This is a genomic window from Aminipila sp. (genome assembly GCF_032051575.1).
In the GTDB taxonomy this organism is placed as follows: Bacteria; Bacillota; Clostridia; order Peptostreptococcales; family Anaerovoracaceae; genus Aminipila.
Window position 1 is genome coordinate 1 of the sequence record NZ_DAMBYD010000017.1, and the last position, 19,343, is coordinate 19,343.

Annotated in this window: 17 protein-coding genes; 9 read left to right on the forward strand and 8 right to left on the reverse strand. The window is 35.3% G+C overall.

All coding sequences use genetic code 11. From position 1 onward, the window contains the following. Positions 1–187: 187 nt before the first annotated feature. From RTW14_RS17845 to RTW14_RS17875, 7 genes are all read left to right on the forward strand, one after another. Complete coding sequence (locus RTW14_RS17845; protein WP_312654012.1) at positions 188–1,672, forward strand: ABC transporter substrate-binding protein; 1,485 nt, start codon at positions 188–190, stop codon at positions 1,670–1,672. A gap of 122 nt (positions 1,673–1,794) precedes the next feature. Further along, on the forward strand, positions 1,795–3,258 hold the full coding sequence (locus tag RTW14_RS17850) for an ABC transporter substrate-binding protein (RefSeq protein WP_312654014.1): 1,464 nt from the start codon (positions 1,795–1,797) through the stop codon (positions 3,256–3,258). Then, the gene (locus RTW14_RS17855) at positions 3,251–4,138 is read left to right on the forward strand and encodes a carbohydrate ABC transporter permease (protein ID WP_312654016.1); all 888 of its coding nucleotides are present in this window, start codon (positions 3,251–3,253) and stop codon (positions 4,136–4,138) included. Before RTW14_RS17850 ends, RTW14_RS17855 begins: the two co-directional genes overlap by 8 nt. Further along, positions 4,135–5,004, forward strand: a complete 870-nt coding sequence (locus RTW14_RS17860; RefSeq protein ID WP_312654018.1) for a carbohydrate ABC transporter permease — start codon at positions 4,135–4,137, stop codon at positions 5,002–5,004. Before RTW14_RS17855 ends, RTW14_RS17860 begins: the two co-directional genes overlap by 4 nt. 16 nt (positions 5,005–5,020) lie before the next feature. Then, positions 5,021–6,136 carry an efflux RND transporter periplasmic adaptor subunit gene (locus RTW14_RS17865; RefSeq protein WP_312654020.1) on the forward strand — a complete coding sequence of 372 codons (1,116 nt, stop codon included), beginning with the start codon at positions 5,021–5,023 and terminating at the stop codon, positions 6,134–6,136. Next, complete coding sequence (locus RTW14_RS17870; protein ID WP_312654022.1) at positions 6,120–7,199, forward strand: ABC transporter permease; 1,080 nt, start codon at positions 6,120–6,122, stop codon at positions 7,197–7,199. Before RTW14_RS17865 ends, RTW14_RS17870 begins: the two co-directional genes overlap by 17 nt. Next, positions 7,180–8,265 (forward strand): ABC transporter ATP-binding protein, encoded by a 1,086-nt coding sequence (locus RTW14_RS17875; protein ID WP_312654024.1) that lies wholly within the window; start codon positions 7,180–7,182, stop codon positions 8,263–8,265. Before RTW14_RS17870 ends, RTW14_RS17875 begins: the two co-directional genes overlap by 20 nt. A gap of 21 nt (positions 8,266–8,286) precedes the next feature. On the opposite strand, the gene RTW14_RS17880 is transcribed toward RTW14_RS17875, so the two are convergent. Then, positions 8,287–9,615, reverse strand: a complete 1,329-nt coding sequence (locus RTW14_RS17880) for an MATE family efflux transporter (RefSeq protein ID WP_312654026.1) — start codon at positions 9,613–9,615, stop codon at positions 8,287–8,289. 199 nt (positions 9,616–9,814) lie between these two features. Here RTW14_RS17880 and RTW14_RS17885 point away from each other — a divergent pair, with 199 nt between their 5' ends. Both RTW14_RS17885 and rbr read left to right on the forward strand, forming a co-directional pair. Continuing rightward, positions 9,815–10,420 (forward strand): flavin reductase, encoded by a 606-nt coding sequence (locus tag RTW14_RS17885; RefSeq protein ID WP_312654028.1) that lies wholly within the window; start codon positions 9,815–9,817, stop codon positions 10,418–10,420. Between the two features lie 27 nt (positions 10,421–10,447). Beyond that, a complete protein-coding gene (rbr, locus tag RTW14_RS17890) occupies positions 10,448–10,981 on the forward strand; it encodes a rubrerythrin (RefSeq protein WP_312654030.1) in 534 nt (177 codons plus the stop codon). Positions 10,982–11,122: 141 nt separating this feature from the next. On the opposite strand, the gene RTW14_RS17895 is transcribed toward rbr, so the two are convergent. The 7 genes from RTW14_RS17895 to RTW14_RS17925 all read right to left on the reverse strand — a co-directional run bounded on the left by RTW14_RS17895 (position 11,123) and on the right by RTW14_RS17925 (position 19,229). After that, entirely contained in the window at positions 11,123–11,620 is a 498-nt protein-coding gene (locus tag RTW14_RS17895) for a GNAT family N-acetyltransferase (protein ID WP_312654033.1), read from the reverse strand. A 24-nt stretch (positions 11,621–11,644) separates the two neighbouring features. Further along, positions 11,645–12,415 (reverse strand): alpha/beta fold hydrolase, encoded by a 771-nt coding sequence (locus RTW14_RS17900; protein ID WP_312654035.1) that lies wholly within the window; start codon positions 12,413–12,415, stop codon positions 11,645–11,647. Between the two features lie 134 nt (positions 12,416–12,549). Further along, entirely contained in the window at positions 12,550–13,926 is a 1,377-nt protein-coding gene (locus RTW14_RS17905; protein ID WP_312654037.1) for a Na+/H+ antiporter NhaC family protein, read from the reverse strand. A gap of 33 nt (positions 13,927–13,959) precedes the next feature. Further along, entirely contained in the window at positions 13,960–15,315 is a 1,356-nt protein-coding gene (locus tag RTW14_RS17910; RefSeq protein WP_312654039.1) for a Sapep family Mn(2+)-dependent dipeptidase, read from the reverse strand. Positions 15,316–15,384: 69 nt separating this feature from the next. Further along, positions 15,385–16,167, reverse strand: coding sequence for a MerR family transcriptional regulator (locus RTW14_RS17915; RefSeq protein ID WP_312654041.1), 783 nt, complete (start codon positions 16,165–16,167; stop codon positions 15,385–15,387). Positions 16,168–16,216: 49 nt separating this feature from the next. After that, the gene (locus RTW14_RS17920; protein ID WP_312654043.1) at positions 16,217–17,425 is read right to left on the reverse strand and encodes a S8 family peptidase; all 1,209 of its coding nucleotides are present in this window, start codon (positions 17,423–17,425) and stop codon (positions 16,217–16,219) included. Positions 17,426–17,540: 115 nt separating this feature from the next. Continuing rightward, complete coding sequence (locus RTW14_RS17925; RefSeq protein ID WP_312654045.1) at positions 17,541–19,229, reverse strand: methyl-accepting chemotaxis protein; 1,689 nt, start codon at positions 19,227–19,229, stop codon at positions 17,541–17,543. Positions 19,230–19,343 lie beyond the last annotated feature (114 nt).

A 19,343-nucleotide genomic window follows, 5' to 3' on the forward strand; every position in this document is an offset into this window, starting at 1 on the left:
CTGGATGAAAAAGTTTATATTTATTCAGTTGTCTACTTGACGGGGAGCGGTTCATTTTGGCAGTCTTTTTTAATTTTTAAATAGTATTTTTCTACAGGAAATCTACAGAATGAATTCAGGTTGGATACAGATAAAACGTGTAATCTCTAAAGGAAATAATTACAAAAAATCATATGGAGGGACAATTATGAAAAAATGGATAGCAGTAATATGCGCAGTTACACTTGGATTTTCTGCAACGGGATGCGGACAGACAAAAGAAGTGTCCGTAAAACAAGTTCTGAGTGAAAAACCGGCGGGGGAAATAACAGTGTCCTGTTATGACACAATGGTGTATAAAGATTTCCTTAAAAAAGCTGCTAAATCTTTTGAAAAATCAAATCCTGGTACAAAAATAAAGGTAGAAGCTATTGGGGTTATGCCGGAAGTAAAAGAATCAGAAAGCGATGGTGTTTCCGTTTCAGTGGTAACAACAGGGGATGATGAACAGGAACGCTTAGATTATATCAGTAAAATTAATACAGAATTGATGAGTGGAAAAGGTGCAGATGTACTGGCAATGGACATACTGCCTTATTATAAATATGCAGATAGCGGTCAACTTGAAGATTTACAGACTTACATGAAAGAAGACAGTAGTTTTGATATAAGCGATTACAGAAAAACTGTATTAGACGCAATGAAATATCATGGCGGCCTGTATGTGATGCCATTGGACTATATGTTTGATTATATTGCATATGATTCTACATTTTTCACAGAAAAAGAAAAACAGAGTTTGCAAGGCAGCAGCAAATTTACATACAAACAATTGATTCAATCCGGTAAGATACCGTTTCAACGGGCAAATATAAGTACTGCAGGACAAATCAGAATGTTTAGATTAACAGAATCTCAGATGTTTAGAAAATTACTACGGTTAGATTATGGGAATTATATTGATATTGAAAACAGAAAAGTAAATTTTACTGATGGAAGTTTTGTTAAACTGTTGGAATCTGTAAGAGAATATGGAGAAAAGGGATATTTAGAGGCGGATTCTGAATCTGGACAATTGACTATAGAAGATTTTGAAAAAATAAAACAGGAAAAATTACTTTTTAAAATAAAAGGAAGTTATTCTTTATTGTCAGATGTTTTAAGAAGTACTGGAAAGAAAGATTTTTTCTCTTTTGATACATCCGGTGGAGACGAAAATAATGATAAAATTTTAGGAGTTTTGGCAAATGAAAATGGTGACATTAATTTAGATTATATGCAGGCTTACGGAATTAATTCAAATTCAAAAAATAAAACTCTTGCATGGGCCTTTATTAAATTTCTGATGAGTGAGAACATGCAATCAAGCACTGAATTTTCAGCTTTGCCTATAAATAATAAGGCTCTTAAGGAAAAAGTCAAAATGGATATTTCAGATATTTTAGGAATATCGTCTGATAAAGGATCTGAAAACCAAAATAAAGAATTAACAGAAACACAGCGGAAAGTCTATGACTATTATTTAAAATCCGTTAATGATTTTTCGGATGAGCTGAATCACTATACTATTCAGGATGATACAGTTAAAGAAATGATTAACACTGAAGTGGCTTATTATTTCGATGGTTCAAAAAAAGCTACTGAAGTCGCAAGTACTTTGCAGGAAAAAATACAGTTGTATTTAAATGAATAAAATATTAATTGCTTGTTAGGATTTTCTTAGGAATTAAACTATTAAATATTAAGATACAATCTGTTTGTTTTTGATATTATCTATGCAGTAAATAATTAGTAATGAGTTAAGTGAGGTTTATTATGAAAAAATGGATTGCGGTCATATGCGCGGTTACTCTTGGATTTTCAGTAACAGGTTGCGGACAGAAAAATGAAGGAGTGGTAAAACAATTGTTAAGTGAAAAGCTGTCAGGTGAAATCACAGTAAGTTGTTATGATACTATGCTTTATAAAGATTTTCTTGAAAAAGCTGCTAAAACTTTTGAGAAAAAAAATCCAGGTACAAAAATTAAGGTAGAAAGCTTTGCACCTATGCCTGAAATAAAAGAATTAGAAGGAGGCGGATCTATTGTATCCACATCAAAGGAAGATGATGAACAGAAACGAGCAGACTATGTCAGTAAAATAAATACAGAGCTTATGAGTGGAAAAGGTGCGGATGTATTGGCAATGGATATTCTACCTTATTATAAGTATGCAGATGGCGGTCAACTGGAGGATTTGCAGCTTTATATGGATGCGGATAGCAGTTTTAATATAAAGGATTACCAAAAAAATATATTAGATGCAATGAAATATCATGACGGTCAATACATCATGCCTTTAGATTATATGTTTGACTATCTTGCTTATGACGCTTCGCTTTTTAATGAGAATGAGAAGCAAAGTTTACAGAAAAGTGATAAGTATACATATAAGAAGTTGTTTGATATTGGCAAGGAACCACTTCAGCGTGCAAATACAGATGCTACTGAACCAGTCAGAATGTTTGATCGGTTCGCCGGAACGGATATGGTTAGAGAAATGCTGAGAACTGATTATAAAAACTATATTGATATTGAAAACAAAAAAGTAAATTTAATAGACGGAAAATTTGCTGGACTATTGGAGTCCGTAAAGAAATATGGAGAAAATGGTTATTTAGATATAGAGCCAAACTATAAAGAGTTGTCCGTAGAAGATCTAGAGAAAATGGATAGGCAGCACTTTGTATTTAAAACAAAAATGGATACTTCATTAATAGATGAAGCGTTAAAAAGTGCAGGAATCAATTCAAATGGACCTGTATCGGACGGTGGAGACACTAGTAACGATAAATCATTGGGTTCTTTGACCAATGACAATGGAGAAGCACAATTTAGATATATGCAGGCTTATGGAATTAATTCAAATTCCCAAAATAAAGCCTTGGCATGGGCTTTCCTAAAATTTCTCATGAGTGGTGATATACCATTAGAGTCCTATTCTTTTCCTATTAAGAATACAGCACGAATGGATATGATTAAACTGTATATTTCAGGACAGTTATTTGACGGTAAGGCAGATCCAAATAAGGAATTAACAGCGGAACAGAAAAAGGCATATGAGACTTCCACTAAATCTATTGAAAAATTTTCTGATGCTTTAAATTACTATCCAATTAAGGATGATACCATTGATACCATGATAGAAAAAGAAGTAGATAACTATTTTAATGGCTCAAAAACAGCCGATGAAGTTGCAAATACTTTGCAGGAGAAAATAGAGTTATATTTAAATGAATAAATTAAATATGTTAAAAAAATGGAATAAAAGTACAAAAAAATATCGAATTAATCCTGCATTCTGCTTTCTATTTATAGGATTTGCAGGATTAATTGTGTTTTATATATGGCCGTTTTTCGTGTCATTTGGATATGCTTTTATGAATAAACCAGTAAACGGCTCTTTTGTTGGATTTAAGAATTTTATGGATCTGTTTCAAAACAAACCCTATCTTCTGGGACTGAAGAACACGTTGATTTTTATTAGTATGAGTGTACCGCTGGGAATGCTTCTATCATTGATGGTAGCTATACTGATTGACAAAGTAAAGTATCACAAAGAATTGTTTGTGTTGATTTTTCTAATTCCCCTTGTGATTCCGTCAGGTTCAATGGTTTTTTTTTGGAAGGCTTTGTTTATGAATCAGGGGTATGTCAATGGAATATTGAATGCTGTAGGGGTTCAGGGCGTTAATTGGCTGGAAACTTCGGCGGCGCTGTATGTCGTTGTGCTGATTTTTATTTGGAAGAACCTTGGCTATAATATGGTTTTATTCATGGCAGGGTTACATAACATACCAAAGGAGCATTATGAGGCAGCTGCAGTTGACGGTGCAAATGGTATTCAGAACTTCTTTTATATAACCTTACCTGGAATGGTACCAATGATTGTACTAGTTTCAATTATGTCCATCATTAATTCCTTTAAGGTATTTAAAGAAATATACTTGATAACTGGGAAATACCCTCATGAAAGCATCTATATGCTCCAGCACTTTATGAATAATATGTTCTACTCATTAAATTATCAGAAACTGACAACAGCAACAAGTGTAATGGTCTTGCTTATTACTTTGCTTGTTCAATTTTTGCTTTGGTTTGAAAGGAGGCATAGTGAATGAGCCGTGGATTAGAAAATAAGGTTATTGTAGCAATACTGATTGCACTTAGTGTCCTGTTTATGATTCCACTAGTGGTAACTATAACAAATTCCTTCATGACGGGAAATGACATCATATCTCACTATACTACATCACTTTCTGTTTTTGATTTGGTAAATGGGGTAAAGGAGAAATTTATACGAATTCCGTTAATTCCCAGCCAGATCACAGTTTCACAATACAAAGAGACTTTGATTAACCAGCCATCCTTTTTAATTTTGCTGGCTAACTCTATTAAGATTACAGTACCAATAGTAATAGGAAATGTTATCGTGTCGGTACTAACGGCCTATGGATTTACGATTTGGACTTGGAGACATAAAGAAAAAATATTCTTAATATATATTGTAGTCATGCTGATGCCGCTTCAGGCTGTTTTGGTACCTAATTATATTGTGGCGGATAAACTTGGTCTGACAACCAGTTATTTTGCCATCATTCTTCCGGGGATTTTTTCTCCGTTTGGTACTTTTTTACTAAGGCAGATGATGAAGGGAATCCCTAAAGAATACTTTGAAGCGGCTCGGGTGGATGGGGCAGGTGCGCTTTATATTTTTTGGCATATAGGTCTTCCTCAGATAAAATCAGGAATCGCAGCTTTATCTATGCTGGTATTTATTGAATACTGGAATATAGTGGAGCAAGCTATAATCTTTATCAAAGAGTATTACAGAGAACCGCTTTCCGTATTTCTTTCTATGATACCTTCACAGAATGTCAGCTTGATTTTTGCGGTCTCTACGGTCTATATGATGTTACCGCTTTGGTTTTTAACTATTGGACAAAAAGATTTGGAAAAAGGAATTGAGATGTCTGGCATAAAATAAAAGTAAAAGGAAATGTATGATGAATAACAATAATCATGTAAAAGGAAGAATTAATGTTAAAACAATAGGAGCAGGATTTATCATCTTAATTCTCATTCTAACCTTCGTTTCAAAAACTGTTTATAACTATAACCTGCCCGTTGTAACGGCAGTTATTCCAGTAAACGGAAAGCTGGATAAAACAGAATCAGCTAAGGGGATTGCAGAATGGGCGGATAAGCTGGAAGTATATACCGATACCGGAGGAAATGTGGAAGAGATTTTTGTAAAACAGGGGGATTATGTACGGAAAGGACAGCCAATTGTCCGAGTATCCTTATCAGAGGAGGAAATAACTAAAAATAGAGATAAGGCTTATGAAATCCAGCAGGTGGATATGGATATTAAGAATGCAGAAGATGATTGCAGTGACTCAAAAAAACTATATGAGCAAGGCGCTGCACCGAAGAACGACTATGAAAAAGTAGATAGAGAACTAAAGGCACTATATATAAAAAAACAGAAGCTGATGCTTGAATACCAAGACACGTCTGATTCTGGTTCAATGACAGTATATGCTCCAGATAATTTAGTTGTTTCGGAATTATCCATACATAAAGGGCAGAAGGTTAGCAGTGGAGAACTTGTTGCAAAATGCGGATTGACTCAAAATTTAAAAGTAAATTGCAGTATTACCTTAGATAACAATTTTATAACGGAGGGCGATAAATGTAAGCTGGAGAATTCATCCTATAGTTTCGAAGGAACCGTTACTGAGGTAAAAGCAGTAGAAGGGAAAAAAGCAGTATCCATATTAATTCAATCGGATAAAGTAAAAGCTGGAGAAACCTTTGATGTTAAATTTGAGAAGAAAGGTGCTGAATCGCACACACTTGTACCAAACGGTGCGTTGAATAAGGATAGTGAGGGATATTTTCTATATCAGATAAAACAAAGGGAAGGCATGCTTGGTAAAGAATTCTATGTAGAAAAGCTGAAAGTCTATATTGGTGATAATGATAATGAAAATACAATCATAACAAAAGGTATTACTTTTTTTGAACCGGTTGTATTGCTTTGCAACAAAGAATTGTCAAAAGGGGATACGATAGTACTTGAAAATGAAGGTGATTTCTTTGCAGAAAAAAATTAGGCATTTTTTATGGCTGCTTACAGCTACATTTCTTATGGGACTTTTCATCCTATCAATTCATGTAAGAATGATGGATTGTAAGGATTGGCTTCTTGTGACTCCAATTACCTCCGATTCATCGCGAATTAATACAGAGGCATTAGAAAAGACCAATGGGGGGGTATTTCTTTTGACATATGAGATTCTGTCAAAAGAAAATCTTCAGGCGTTAAACGCAAATTATGATGTGGCAGTAATAAAAACCAACTTTACTTATCCCTTTATTATGCATAAAAAGCTTCTTGAAGGCTCTTTTTTTACTGAAAAAGATCAAAAAGAACGAAAAAATTTGGCTGTTCTAAATAAAACTTCTGCCTATGCCATGTTTGGAAATATTAATGTAAGCGGATTGAAGATTAAAATGGGTCAGAACCAGTATACTGTAACCGGTGTAATTGATGATGAAAGTGAAGATAAAAGCATTTATATTCCGGTTTCCTGTTCAGAGGAAAATCCCAGGTCCTTTGTTGTTGGATTAGAAAATAACTTAACAAGAGAGCAAATTAAAAACCAATGTAAATCAATACTTTCAGAAGAAAGTGGGTATCGTTTTATTTACTTTGGCGACTTGGCAGAAGTAGTTTATGGAGTGTTTCTTATTGGATTAAAACTTGCTGCAATTAGTATTTTTTTGTTCTTTATTCAGAGAAGTAATTGCAGGCTGCAACAAAACATAAAGGAATACAAAGATTTATTGAAAAGGCATTATGCACGTGAGCTGTTTGAATTTTATCCCAAAAAAGTAATAAAAATAGGTTTTGCATTTACCTGTATGATAACAATGATTATTTTGATTTTGAATCTTATATTTAGCTCCATAGAGTATTTTTTATTTTGTCATGATAATATATGGGTTTTGCAGTTAAATGATTCTTCGGCCTTTGGATTTATTACTTCAGCCTTAAAAACAAGTATTTATTTATCAGTGTTTTTTATAATCGGGTTTTCCATAAATATTTGTTTATTATTAATGGAAAGATTACATTCATCAGGAGATTGGAATAATGGCAAAAATACGAATTAAAGATTTAAAAAAAATTTATCCCGGCAATGTGACAGCGGTACATAATTTTAATTTGGAAATAGGAGATAAGGAGTTTATAGTTCTGGTTGGTCCTTCTGGCTGTGGGAAATCAACCATGCTACGAATGATTGCAGGGCTGGAGGATATCAGTGAGGGTGAATTATATATAGGGGATAAACTGGTAAATAATGTAGCATCCAAAGATAGGAATATAGCAATGGTGTTTCAAAACTATGCTTTATATCCACATATGACGGTATTTAAAAACATGGCTTTTGGGCTTATTTTAAGGAAGATGCCAAAAGAAGAAATAAAGCAAAAAGTTGAAGAAGCGGCTGAAGTGCTGGGGATTGAAGATTTTCTTAACAGAAAGCCGAAGGCTCTTTCAGGGGGGCAGCGTCAGCGTGTTGCCCTGGGCCGTGCTATGGTAAGAAATCCTGAAGTTTTTCTGCTTGACGAACCTCTTTCCAATCTGGATGCTAAATTGAGAACCCAAATGCGTACAGAGATTTTAAAGCTGCATAAAAAACTGGAAACTACTTTTGTATACGTCACACATGATCAGACGGAAGCCATGACGATGAGTGATCGTATGGTGGTGATGAAGGACGGATACATTCAACAAATTGGCACACCTCAGAATCTATACAATAATCCGTGCAATGTATTTGTTGCAGGTTTCATTGGCAGCCCTCAGATGAACTTTTTCAGTGGAAGAATTATTAAAAGACAAGAACAATATGTTGCTGAATTTGAAGAAAAACACATTGCTCTTCCCCAGTGCAAACAAGAAAAGTTTGCTGAATATGAGGGGACAGAAGTTGTGTTAGGTATTCGACCTGAGGATGTTTCAGTCCAAAATATAAGCAGTAATTCTATTCCGATGAATATTGAGTTAATTGAACATATGGGTTCGGAGATGTACCTGCACTGTACTTTAAACGAAAACAAGTTTATCGTGAGAACACAGATAAGTGAGGAATACACCATTGGGTGTACTGCGTTTATGGCGTTCAAAGAGGATAGATTGCATATCTTTGATAAGGATACAGAAATGACAATCTAAAATTCAGCAACAATATTAAATCTATAAATATTGATATATTTTTCTGTATCTAATCAAAAAAAATAAGCTCATTATAACGGATAGCCCTTCGGAAATGGTAACTGCTATCCATGCCCCCTTGATCCCAATTAAAGGTGGCAGTACAAGTAACCCCGCGGAAAGAAACACAAAGGTTCTTAAAAAAGATATAATCGCAGAGATTTTACCATTTGAAAAGGCGGTGAACAAAGCGGAGGAAAATATATTAAATCCTGAGAACAAAAAGGATATATTATATAGCATAAATCCACTTATGGCTAAGTTATACACATTACTGCCCTTATGTGCAAAGATGCTTGTTAGAAGAGGCGCACAAAGGCTGGAGGAAATATATATTACTAGAGAACTCGCCAGCACAAAAGAAAAACAGTATTTAAAAATTCTTTTTATTTGAGCAATGTTCTGGCTACCGTAATTATAACTGATTATCGGAGAAACTCCCATAGAAAAGCCCAGTAAGGCTGCCTTAAGTAGGAAATCTACGTAAAGTAATATGGTAATAGCTGCTACACCATCTTCTCCCAGATATCTAAGCATAATAGCATTATATAAAAAAGTTATTACCGCATTTGACAGTTCGGTAACCATTTCCGAGGAACCATTTGCACAGCCGTGGACAAGTATACCCATACGTAATTTTGTTTTTACAAAACATAAAGTTCCTTTTCGGTTAAGTGAAAAATAAAAGAGCCCGACTAAAGAAGGAACCATAATTCCTATGCCCGTGGCTAAAGCTGCCCCACTGATACCCATGTTCAATGGAACTATAAAAATATAGTCAAGAATCATGTTCAGACCGCCGCCAACAATAGTGAGACCAAGTCCTAGATGGGGATTTCCAGCTGTAATAAATAAATATTGAAAAATCATTTGTAATATTGTAGGAGTTGTAAATAATAAAAGAGTAAATGCATAGTCGTAGCAATAATTCATTAATAGGTCATTTGCCCCCAAGAATCCAAGCATTGGCTTCATAAATACAGCACCTAAAATAGTAAGGGTTAAGCCTATAGCTATACCTGCATAAACAATCAGGCTAAAGTTCTCTTTTGCCTCTTGAAATTTATCTTCTCCCATTTTTTTTGCAATTAATGCACTGCCGCCAGCGCCAAGCATTACACCGATGGCAATGACCGCGTTAAATAAAGGATAAGCTATATTTAATGCTGAAAGTGCGTTTGTATTGATATATTTTGAAACAAAAGCACCATCTACAATACTATACATGGACATAAATACCATCATTGCAATAGTTGGGATGGAATAACTAATAAGTGATGTAAAGTTAAAATTTTTCTGTATGTTGTTCATAAAAACTCCCTTAAAATTTAGTGTATATATATAGAATAAACTATACAGTAACAATATAGTCAAGAAAAAATATTGAAATCGAAAAATTTATTAAGATAATATTGACAAATATTGGTTTATAGAATAAGTTAGCATTAGGAAACACAACCAGTTTAAAAGTTATAGCTAGAGATTTGTAAAGATGTAAGGGAGGATAAATATGTTGGACAACAGTGCACTATTTAAAATTGGTTACGGGCTTTATGTTTTAACCGCAAAGGATGGAAGCAAAGACAACGGCTGTATTATCAATACAGTAATGCAGGTTACAAGTTCACCACTTGTTATTACTTTAGGGGTAAATAAGCAGAATTACACTCATGACATGATTATGAATACAAAAGAATTTAATGTATCTATACTGAACGTAAAATCAGAATTCTCTATTTTTAAAAATTTTGGATTCCAATCTGGCAAGGAGGTAGACAAATTTGCAGATTTTAAGGCAGTAGAAAGAGCAGAAAATGGCATCCTATATATTACTGAAAATACAAATGCATGTCTTTCAGGAAAAGTGTTAAAAACCTTTGATTTTGGTACACACACACTATTTAAGGCTGAAGTGGTTAATGCTATGAGCTTTTCTGATGAAGAAACACTAACCTATAGTTATTATCAGAAGTATGTGAAGCCTGCACCAAAGCCTGTAGAAAAATCTGGTTGGAGATGTAAGGTTTGTGGGTATATATATGAAGGAGATCCACTGCCATCAGATTTTATCTGTCCGGTTTGTAAGCATGGGGCTGTAGATTTCGAGAAAATATAAAGTTAAAGATAAAAAGGAGAGAAGAACATGGAACTAAAAGGTACAAAAACTGAAAAGAATTTAATGGCAGCATTTTCTGGCGAATCAGAAGCTAGAAATAAGTACACTTATTTTGCTTCCAAGGCTAAGAAAGAGGGATATGAACAGATTGCTGAATTATTTTTAAAAACAGCCGATAACGAAAAAGAGCATGCAAAGCTTTGGTTTAAAGCTCTTGGTGGGTTAAATGATACTGCTACAAATCTTTTGGCAGCGGCAGAAGGTGAAAATTATGAATGGACCGATATGTATGAAGGCTTTGCCAAGGATGCTGAAGAAGAAGGATTTACTGAGTTAGCAGTTCAGTTCAGAGCAGTTGCTCAGGTTGAAAAGCATCACGAAGAAAGATATAGGGCACTGCTAAATAATGTTAAGACTAACACCGTATTTGAAAAGTCAGAGGAAAAAGTATGGGAATGCCGTAACTGTGGACATCTTCATACGGGGAAAGAAGCTCCTGGAGTATGTCCAGTATGCAATCACCCACAGAGTTATTTTGAGGTAAGAAAAATAAACTATTAATTGGAATTTAATTTGAGCTGCAATAATTTGACTTATGTGCTCTCAAATTTATGAAAACATAGAAAATATGGCAACATTTTGAACAAAAAGCTACCCAACTTTTTAGAAATTAAATAGTTGGGTAGCATATTTTGTAGGCGTTTAAAATTGTTTTGAAAACTTGTCAAGAACAGAACCGTCCATACGATATACTCGAATATCCTTAACCATTTTAGCACCCCAGTTCCTGTAATGCTCAGCTGCAGGTTCATTCCAGTCATGAACCCACCATTCTAAACGACCGCAGTCTCTTTCTTTCGCAATATTTGCAAGACAGGAAAGCATAGATTTGCCATATCCACACCCTCTCATTTCTGGTTCAATATATAAGTCAACTAAAGCAATACCTGGTTTCCCAAGGAAAGTTGAAAAACTTTCATGAAAAAATGCAAAACCAACAGGATTACCATTGGACTCACCTAGCAGGCACTCAGCACCATGTTGATCAAACATGTATTTCTCTAGAATATCTGCAGTTACTGATACATAGTCAAGTTCATCTTCATAAGAAGCTAGGTCTCGAATGTATTTAACAACTAAAGGTGCATCTTTCTTCTCAGCAAATCTTATGGTGAAACCTGGTAAATTAGTATTAACCATCTAAAACCTCCATACTTTTCAATACTATAAAACGGTCTCAATAAACTCTATAGCAAAATTAGAGAACTGCTCTGGATTAGACATTAGAGCCGGATGACCACCAGTTTCAAATATACGCATTTGTCCGTGTCCAATTTTTCCAATCATATTTGAAAACAGCGTATTATAAAAATTAGGATTAATTAATTTTACGAATTCATCTTCCTTACTGCCCGTTAATAAAATGGGTGAAGCTAACTCTGATAAATCCTTATGAAAAAATTTGCCAATTGTTTTTGCGTGTTCATAAAGGGCTTTTGTATCATTGTCCACTACGCCTTCCCAATCTTCTCCGTGCATCATGTAGTAAAAAGCTTTAGCATTTTCGTCCTGTTTTGAGGCCTCTCTATCCGTAACAACATTCTCAATAAAGGCAGGAAAAGGCTGCTCCCCTTCAAAACTATCAGCTATTACTTTATTTACTAAGTCAGGGCGCTCTAACGCAACATTTATGGCCACTAAAGCCCCGCCGCTGCTTCCTATTACGTTTACTTTTTTATAGCCTGCCTGTTCTATAAAAGCTATAACCTGTAATGCTTCATCATACCATAAATCTGTTGCAAAGCTTTCGACACGGTCAGATTTACCATGTCCTAAAAAATCCATAAGGATTACTTCAAACTTCTGTGAAAATAATTCTACTAATGAAGAAAACATCTTAGAAGAGGCAGTATTTCCATGCAAAAAAACCACAGGCTCTCCATTTCCATAAGCCTCATAATAGCAGGATTTATTCTTATACTTAAAATACGGCATTTATATTCCCCCTTTGCTTATGATAGTAGAATAAAACATTTTACAGGAATAAGCAATTATTTCTATTTAATTCTTGTTTACTGTAAATAAAAAACCTGAAGCATATACTTCAGGTTTTGGATAATTATATGTATTTACATTATGAAGCCAAGAATTAAAAATACTAGGATAGACAGAGCGAAAGGAACCATTACTAATGGTGCAGATGTCCTAAAGTATTCAGCATTGGTCGTTTGAGTAGAGGCTGAAGCCAGAATAACGGTATCGGAATACATGCAGATGTGGCCTCCAAAAGCAACGGCAGAAACTAAAGCACCAGCACATAAGAAAACATTAACTCCTAGGGCAGCGGCAAGCGGGCCTACTATAGGAAAGGCGATTGCCGCAAGACCCCAGAAACTTCCTGAAGCAAAGGATAACAGACCTATTACTACGAAGATTGTAACTGGAAGTAATGCTGGATTAACTGTCTTTAAAGCAACGTCTACGACGAAATTGACCAGACCAAGCTGTCCGTTTACTTCAATTAATACGTATGATAAAACAATAATTACTAAAGTTGGAAACATGTCAACTAAGCCACCCATAACACTATCAAAGAATTTCTGAACATTCATTAAACGCTGTGGAATATACATAACAAAACATACAGCAATGGCAGCAAAAAGACCAATTAAAATATCTTCAGTTATAATTGTTAAAGCTGCAACTACCAGCATAGGAATCAAAAAGTTAAAGGCTCTACAAGATATATTTGCGAATCTCTTTTCTTCATCTGGAATTTCAACTAAAGCTTCTTTAGAGGTTTCAGAAAAAACTTGACCTGTTTCTAAAGCTCTTTGTTCTGCTTTTTTCATAGGACCAAATAAAGGCAAAATTTTTAATGAAAATAGGGGAACACATAAAACTGCAAGCCAGGCATAAATCATAAAGGGAATTGCATGAGCGTAAGCACCAGCGGCAGAAAGCCCTTCTGTCATATGTGCCGTCTTCATTTGTGCACTCATAAAAGCAGCCCAGGTGGAAATTGGAACAATAGCACAAACCGTTACGCCGGTAGAGTTTACGATGTAGGCTAACATTTCTCTTGAAACCCGGTGCTTATCTGTAATATCTCTTACAGCAGCTCCTACAGCAAGCGAATTCAGATAATCGTCAACAAATACAATAATGCCTAAAATCCAGGTTCCAAGCAGAGAGGCCTTTCTTGTTTTTAGCACCTTATGAGTTAAATTAGAAAAGCCTAAAACCCCTCCAGATTCCTGCATAAGCATAACCATCGATCCAAATAAACCACAAAGCATTAAAACCCAAGCGGTGTTACTATCTGCCAACACCGTGTAAAGCCCGGCTACGAAGCCATTGAAGGCAGTTAAAGGATGACCGTGAGCGACTAAAAGAAAGCCCGATGCAACCCCGAGAAACAATGAAATAAAAGTGTCTTTTGTTATAAGTGCAAATACAATAATTACTACTACTGGTATTAGACTTAATAAACCGAAAGTATCCATGATACACTCCTCTCTTTTTTGAAGAATAATAATTTATCTGAAGGACTTTCCTGAAAGAATAATTTCACTTATAGCAACTCCAAAAATCTTTGAATTATCCATAAGACTTTTTATGGATATATACTCATTTTCTTCGTGGCAGGTATCTTCGTCTTCAGGAAAAATAGGTCCCCAGGATACAATATTTGGCATTGCTTTAGCATAAGAACCCCCATAAGCTAAAACAAATTCATTTTTACGACCGCTTACTTGATCATAAGCTTTGGCAAAAGCTTGCATAAAAGGACGGTCTTTACTAACATATACGGCAGGAAGATTGGTAAATGAGGTTAACGAACCCCCGTAATATTTTGCTAAATCTTCAAATCTATTTATAATATCTTGGGCGTTTGTACCATAAGAGTATCGTACATTAACAATTAACGTTGCAATATTATTTTCAACGTTTAAAATTGTTGGAGTAAATACATTCCTATGCACGAATTCTTCATTATAATATTCACTTTGGCTATAAAGTCCAAGGGCAGTACCATTCAAATCACTAAATTTTTCATTGATCATATATACTAAATCTAAAAGCCTATTTTGTTTTAAAGTTAAATTAGATAAGTGTTTCGCCATATTAAAAATTGCATTTTGACCTTTTTCTGGCTGGCATGAGTGAACAGCCCTCCCTAAGGCTTTATGGGTACATGGAACGAGAACGCCATCGGTATTCTCCATTATTTCTGCGGTGCATAAACCTGGAACAATATTGGCAGCAGTTCCTGCAGATATGGAGACTAAGGAGCCAGCATCTTTTGAAATGCAGCCAAGAGGAAACTCTATGGTAATGTCCATACAGCCTTTTTCAATATTACATAGAGGAAATTCACCGTCGGGGGTAAAACCATAATCAGGCAAAGGAAATTGTTTCACGTATGCATCCATATCTGTCCATTCTACTTCCTCCTGAGTTCCTAAAATGAGCTGTATCTTTTTACATAAAGGGAACCCCAGATTCAAAACAGCTTTCATGGCATATAAAGAGGCAATAATTGCACCTTTATCATCAATAGCTCCTCTACCAAATATTTTTTCATTTTTAATTACAGCTTGAAAAGGTGGGGTGTTCCATTTTTTCATATCACCGGGTGCCACTACATCTACATGAGAAAGAATTCCTAGTGTTTCATCTCCATGACCGATTTCAATAACTCCCACCTGATTATCTAAATAAGAATGGGCCTCAAAGCCCAAATCCCTGCCTAAGTTTAAAGCATAAGTTAAGGCTTCGGTTACTTGTTGTTTATCAGCTGAAATGCTGGGTATCTTAATAAAGCCGGCTAAAGCTTCTAACATGTCAGGCTGCATATAGTCTATATATTGAATAATTTTTTCGTTGTACATAAAATCTCATCTCTCTTTCAATAAAATAATAAACCCCGGAGTAACTCCGGGGTCAATCATGTATTTTTATTATTTAATTATAGCGTAAACTTTATAAAGGGCCATACGCTTGCCACTTTCAAAGTAGTTGGTATTTTCACGACCATAGATTTCGCCAGTAAGTTCATAGCCATTTTTTTCGGCATATTCTATCAGAGGATTTATCATATCAGAGATGCTTTCACTATAATAAACTTCGGTGTAGATACAACGTTCTGCTTTTTCTTCTATAATATCAGAAGAGCCATTTGTAATCTGAGTTTTTAAGGTTTTATTTACAGACAAGTACTTTTTTAGTTTAAAATCCTTCTCATAAATATTATAGAAAAAGGAAAGCGAAACATACATCCAGTCTTCTCTATCTAGTTTAAGACTGCCTTGCATATACTTGGCTATATGATCCATCTCATCGTAATAATCTTCTTTTCTTAGTTCTGAAGGCATATTGCCTTGCTCAAATTTACCAACTAGGTTTATTTCTTTATGATAGTCCTCATCCCACTCCTGTAACATAGAAAGAGATTTAACTTTTTTTTGAATTTCTTTAATAAGATCCGATCTTCTTTCCTGAATGACATCACCTATTTTTTCTAACGCCAGGCCACCCATAATTGTTTTTATATCTTTTAAAGATAAATCTAAATCTCTATAAAAAAGAACATCAGTTAAACGCATTAAATCATCAGAAGAATATACCCAATAATTATTTTCCTCATTTTTTTTAGGTGTAATAATTCCTTCTTTCACATAAAACCTGATCATTTCTGTAGAAATTTCCAGTGATTTCGATATTTCACCAACTGTTAAATACATGGGCAGCCACCTCGTTATTATAAATTTTACACACAGTATAACATAATTTTTAAATATTTAACAAGCCTGCCCCTTGAGCATTCAGGTCAGCTTTTTCCTGAGGGATGGCGACTCTCATAAGATAAGCTTTAACCTGTGCAGGTGTCAGCTTTGGGTTTGCGGCATGAAGGCAGGCGGCTGCCCCAGCCACAGCCGGAGCGGACATGGAAGTGCCTGACTGTCGTAAATACCGTTTATTAGTGCTTGCATCCAGTGAAAGTACATCCATGCCTGGAGCAAGTAAATCAGGCTTAATTGCTCCAGTGGCCGTCGGTCCACGACTGGAAAAATCAGGGACCTCTCCGTTTGGATTTATAGAACCTACGGTTATTACAGCCGGGCTGGTTCCTGGGGAGGTAATGCTTCCAGCCTTCGGCCCACTGTTGCCAGCAGCAACAACTATGGTAATTCCCATATTTACCAGAGAATTAGCGCCTAATACCAGAGGGTCGGCCACATCGTCTTGACCGTCTCCGTCCATATCAAAGCTTGCAGCATCAATGCCTAAAGATAAATTTAAAACCCGAATATTATATTTCTGGTGATTATCTGCAACCCATTGCATTGCGGCTAAAATATCCGAAGTGTTACCATTTCCTTCATTATCTAAAGCCTTTAGTGCTGCAATGTTTGCTTTAGGAGCAGTGCCCATACAAATCAAGGAGCATGCGTTTTCTGGAAACATATTACGAATCGTTTCCACTATAGTATTACCACCAAACATATAGCCATTACCAGCAGCCAGACCAGCAACGTGAGTACCGTGGCCGTCATCATCATAAGGAATGATACTGTTATTTACAAAGTCTTTAAAGGCAACAATTCTGTTTACGGGTTTAACAATATCATAATGAGGAGATATTCCTGTATCTATTATGGCAATAGTAACTCCCTCCCCGCAAAGGGAACCTGAAAAAACATTTTTTCGGAGTTTTCTGTTTTTTGCATTTTTTTTTCCGATAAGAGAAAAAGGGTCTGTAAGTACAGAGGTTGTCTCTACTGGTAGTTTTGAAACTTCTGCGTCCATTGAAATAAGTGAAATATTTGTATTACATTTAATGCTGCTAAGTTTTCGAATAGGGACCTCAACGCATAGAGCATTTATAAAAGGCAGTTCATATTTAATTTTTCCATAGTTTTCTAAGACACACTGTCGTATTTGGTTTATATTTTTCTTAGAATATATAATTACAGGCATAGTGCCTTTACTATCCTTCATTTCAAAGCCCTCCTTTTAGGGTGTAATTCTGGTTTTATACCATAATATGCAAGGCATTCCCCATGTGATATAAAAGGGCTTGTATGAAGTTGGTTTGTTTTACAGCTAGATTTATTTACTTAAGAATGAACTTGTTAACTGAGGTATTAAGTTTCTGTGATTGTAAGAAAAGATGTTCACTAGTTGCAGCACTTTCTTCTGTTGTTGCAGTATTCGTCTGAACCACAGAGGAGATTTGTTCTATACCTTCTGTTATTTGGCTAACCGTATATGCCTGTTCATCTGAATCAGAGGCAATTTGCTTTAGTGTTTGAGTAACTGCTGTCACCTTTTCTACTATAACATTTAATGCAGAAGCCGTTTCACTGGCAATATGAACACCATTATCTACAGCATTTACAGTACCCTCAATAAGACGGGTAGTACTTTTAGCAGCATCTGCTGATCTTTGTGCCAGATTACGGACTTCATCTGCAACAACGGCAAATCCTTTTCCGGCAGTGCCTGCCCGGGCAGCTTCTACAGCAGCATTCAGTGCAAGAATGTTTGTTTGGAATGCAATATCATCAATTGTTTTAATAATTCTGCCAATTTCCGATGATTTCTCAGATATATCTGCCATAGCAGATGACATGTCCTTCATATGCTGATTTCCTGTTATTACATTGTTATGAGCTTCTTCAGATAAGTCATAAGCCTGTTTTGCATTGGAGGCATTAGTCTGAATTTTATCAGACATTTCTATTAGTGAAGAAGAAAGTTCTTCTATGCTGCTGGCCTGTTCTGTGGAACCCTGCGCAAGTAGCTGCGCACCCGAAGAAACTTGAGAAGAACCTTCCTCTACCTTTTTTGAAGCTATATGGATTTCCTGTAATGTTGAATTTATGGATTGGTGGAAGTTTTCAAGGCTTAGGGCTAAATTATGAAAATCTCCTTTAAAATCGGAATTTAAGGATGTTTTTAGATTACCACTTTCTAACTGCAGCATAAAACCAGATATATCTGATATATATGAATTTAAGCTGGTTGACATCTCACGGAGATCTTCTGCCAGTTTACCCACCTCATCGTCAGAGTGGAATTCTATATGTTGTTTCAAACTTCCCTGTGCCATGCTGCTTGCCACCTCAGTAATTTCGCTAATTGGTGTAAGCACATTTTTAATAAGTGATTTACGTATAAGTATACTAATGATTACAGAAACTACTAGAGTAAATATACTTGTAGCAATTAATATACTTATAATAATAGACATCTTTTTCATAGCATCGGAGATGTTTTCATTAGCAAAACCCATGAAATCATCAACATTCTGGTTTATCCTTGTGGCAGTATCATCAAATTGGCCCATAGTAGCATTCCCAGCTTCTGTGCCACCTTCTATGTATGCGTTTGCCATTTTTATTCCAGTTTGATAATAGGCCTCAAAAGCTTTGAGTATCTCATTAAGCTCTGCAGTTTTATCGGGATTCAGTTTTTTTAATTCTTCAACAAGCGTACGCACATTTTCTGCATTGACCGCAGCTTCATCAAACCCATCATCAAGGCCTTCAGCTGCACGGGTAACACTGATATCAGTAAGCCACTGTTGTACCTGAATTACACTTCGTTTCAATTCTTCTCCTTTTATAATTGTTGCAAACTGATTATTCTGTAGTTCTTTTGACATACTTAACACATGGCTGGTCTGGTTAATCTGAAATATGATAAAAATCATAAACAGTAAGACCAAAATAAGCACCGGAGTAAGAAGTTTACTTTTTAAACTATTTTTAGAGAAAAGAGTTTTTAAATTACTTAACATAGTACTAGATTCCTTTCTTCGCATTTTAATGAAAGCATTGTAAATTATAGCTAATTTTAGCATAGTTAGCCCAAGGTAACAATAATTAAATTAGTAATAAAACAAAGAATAACA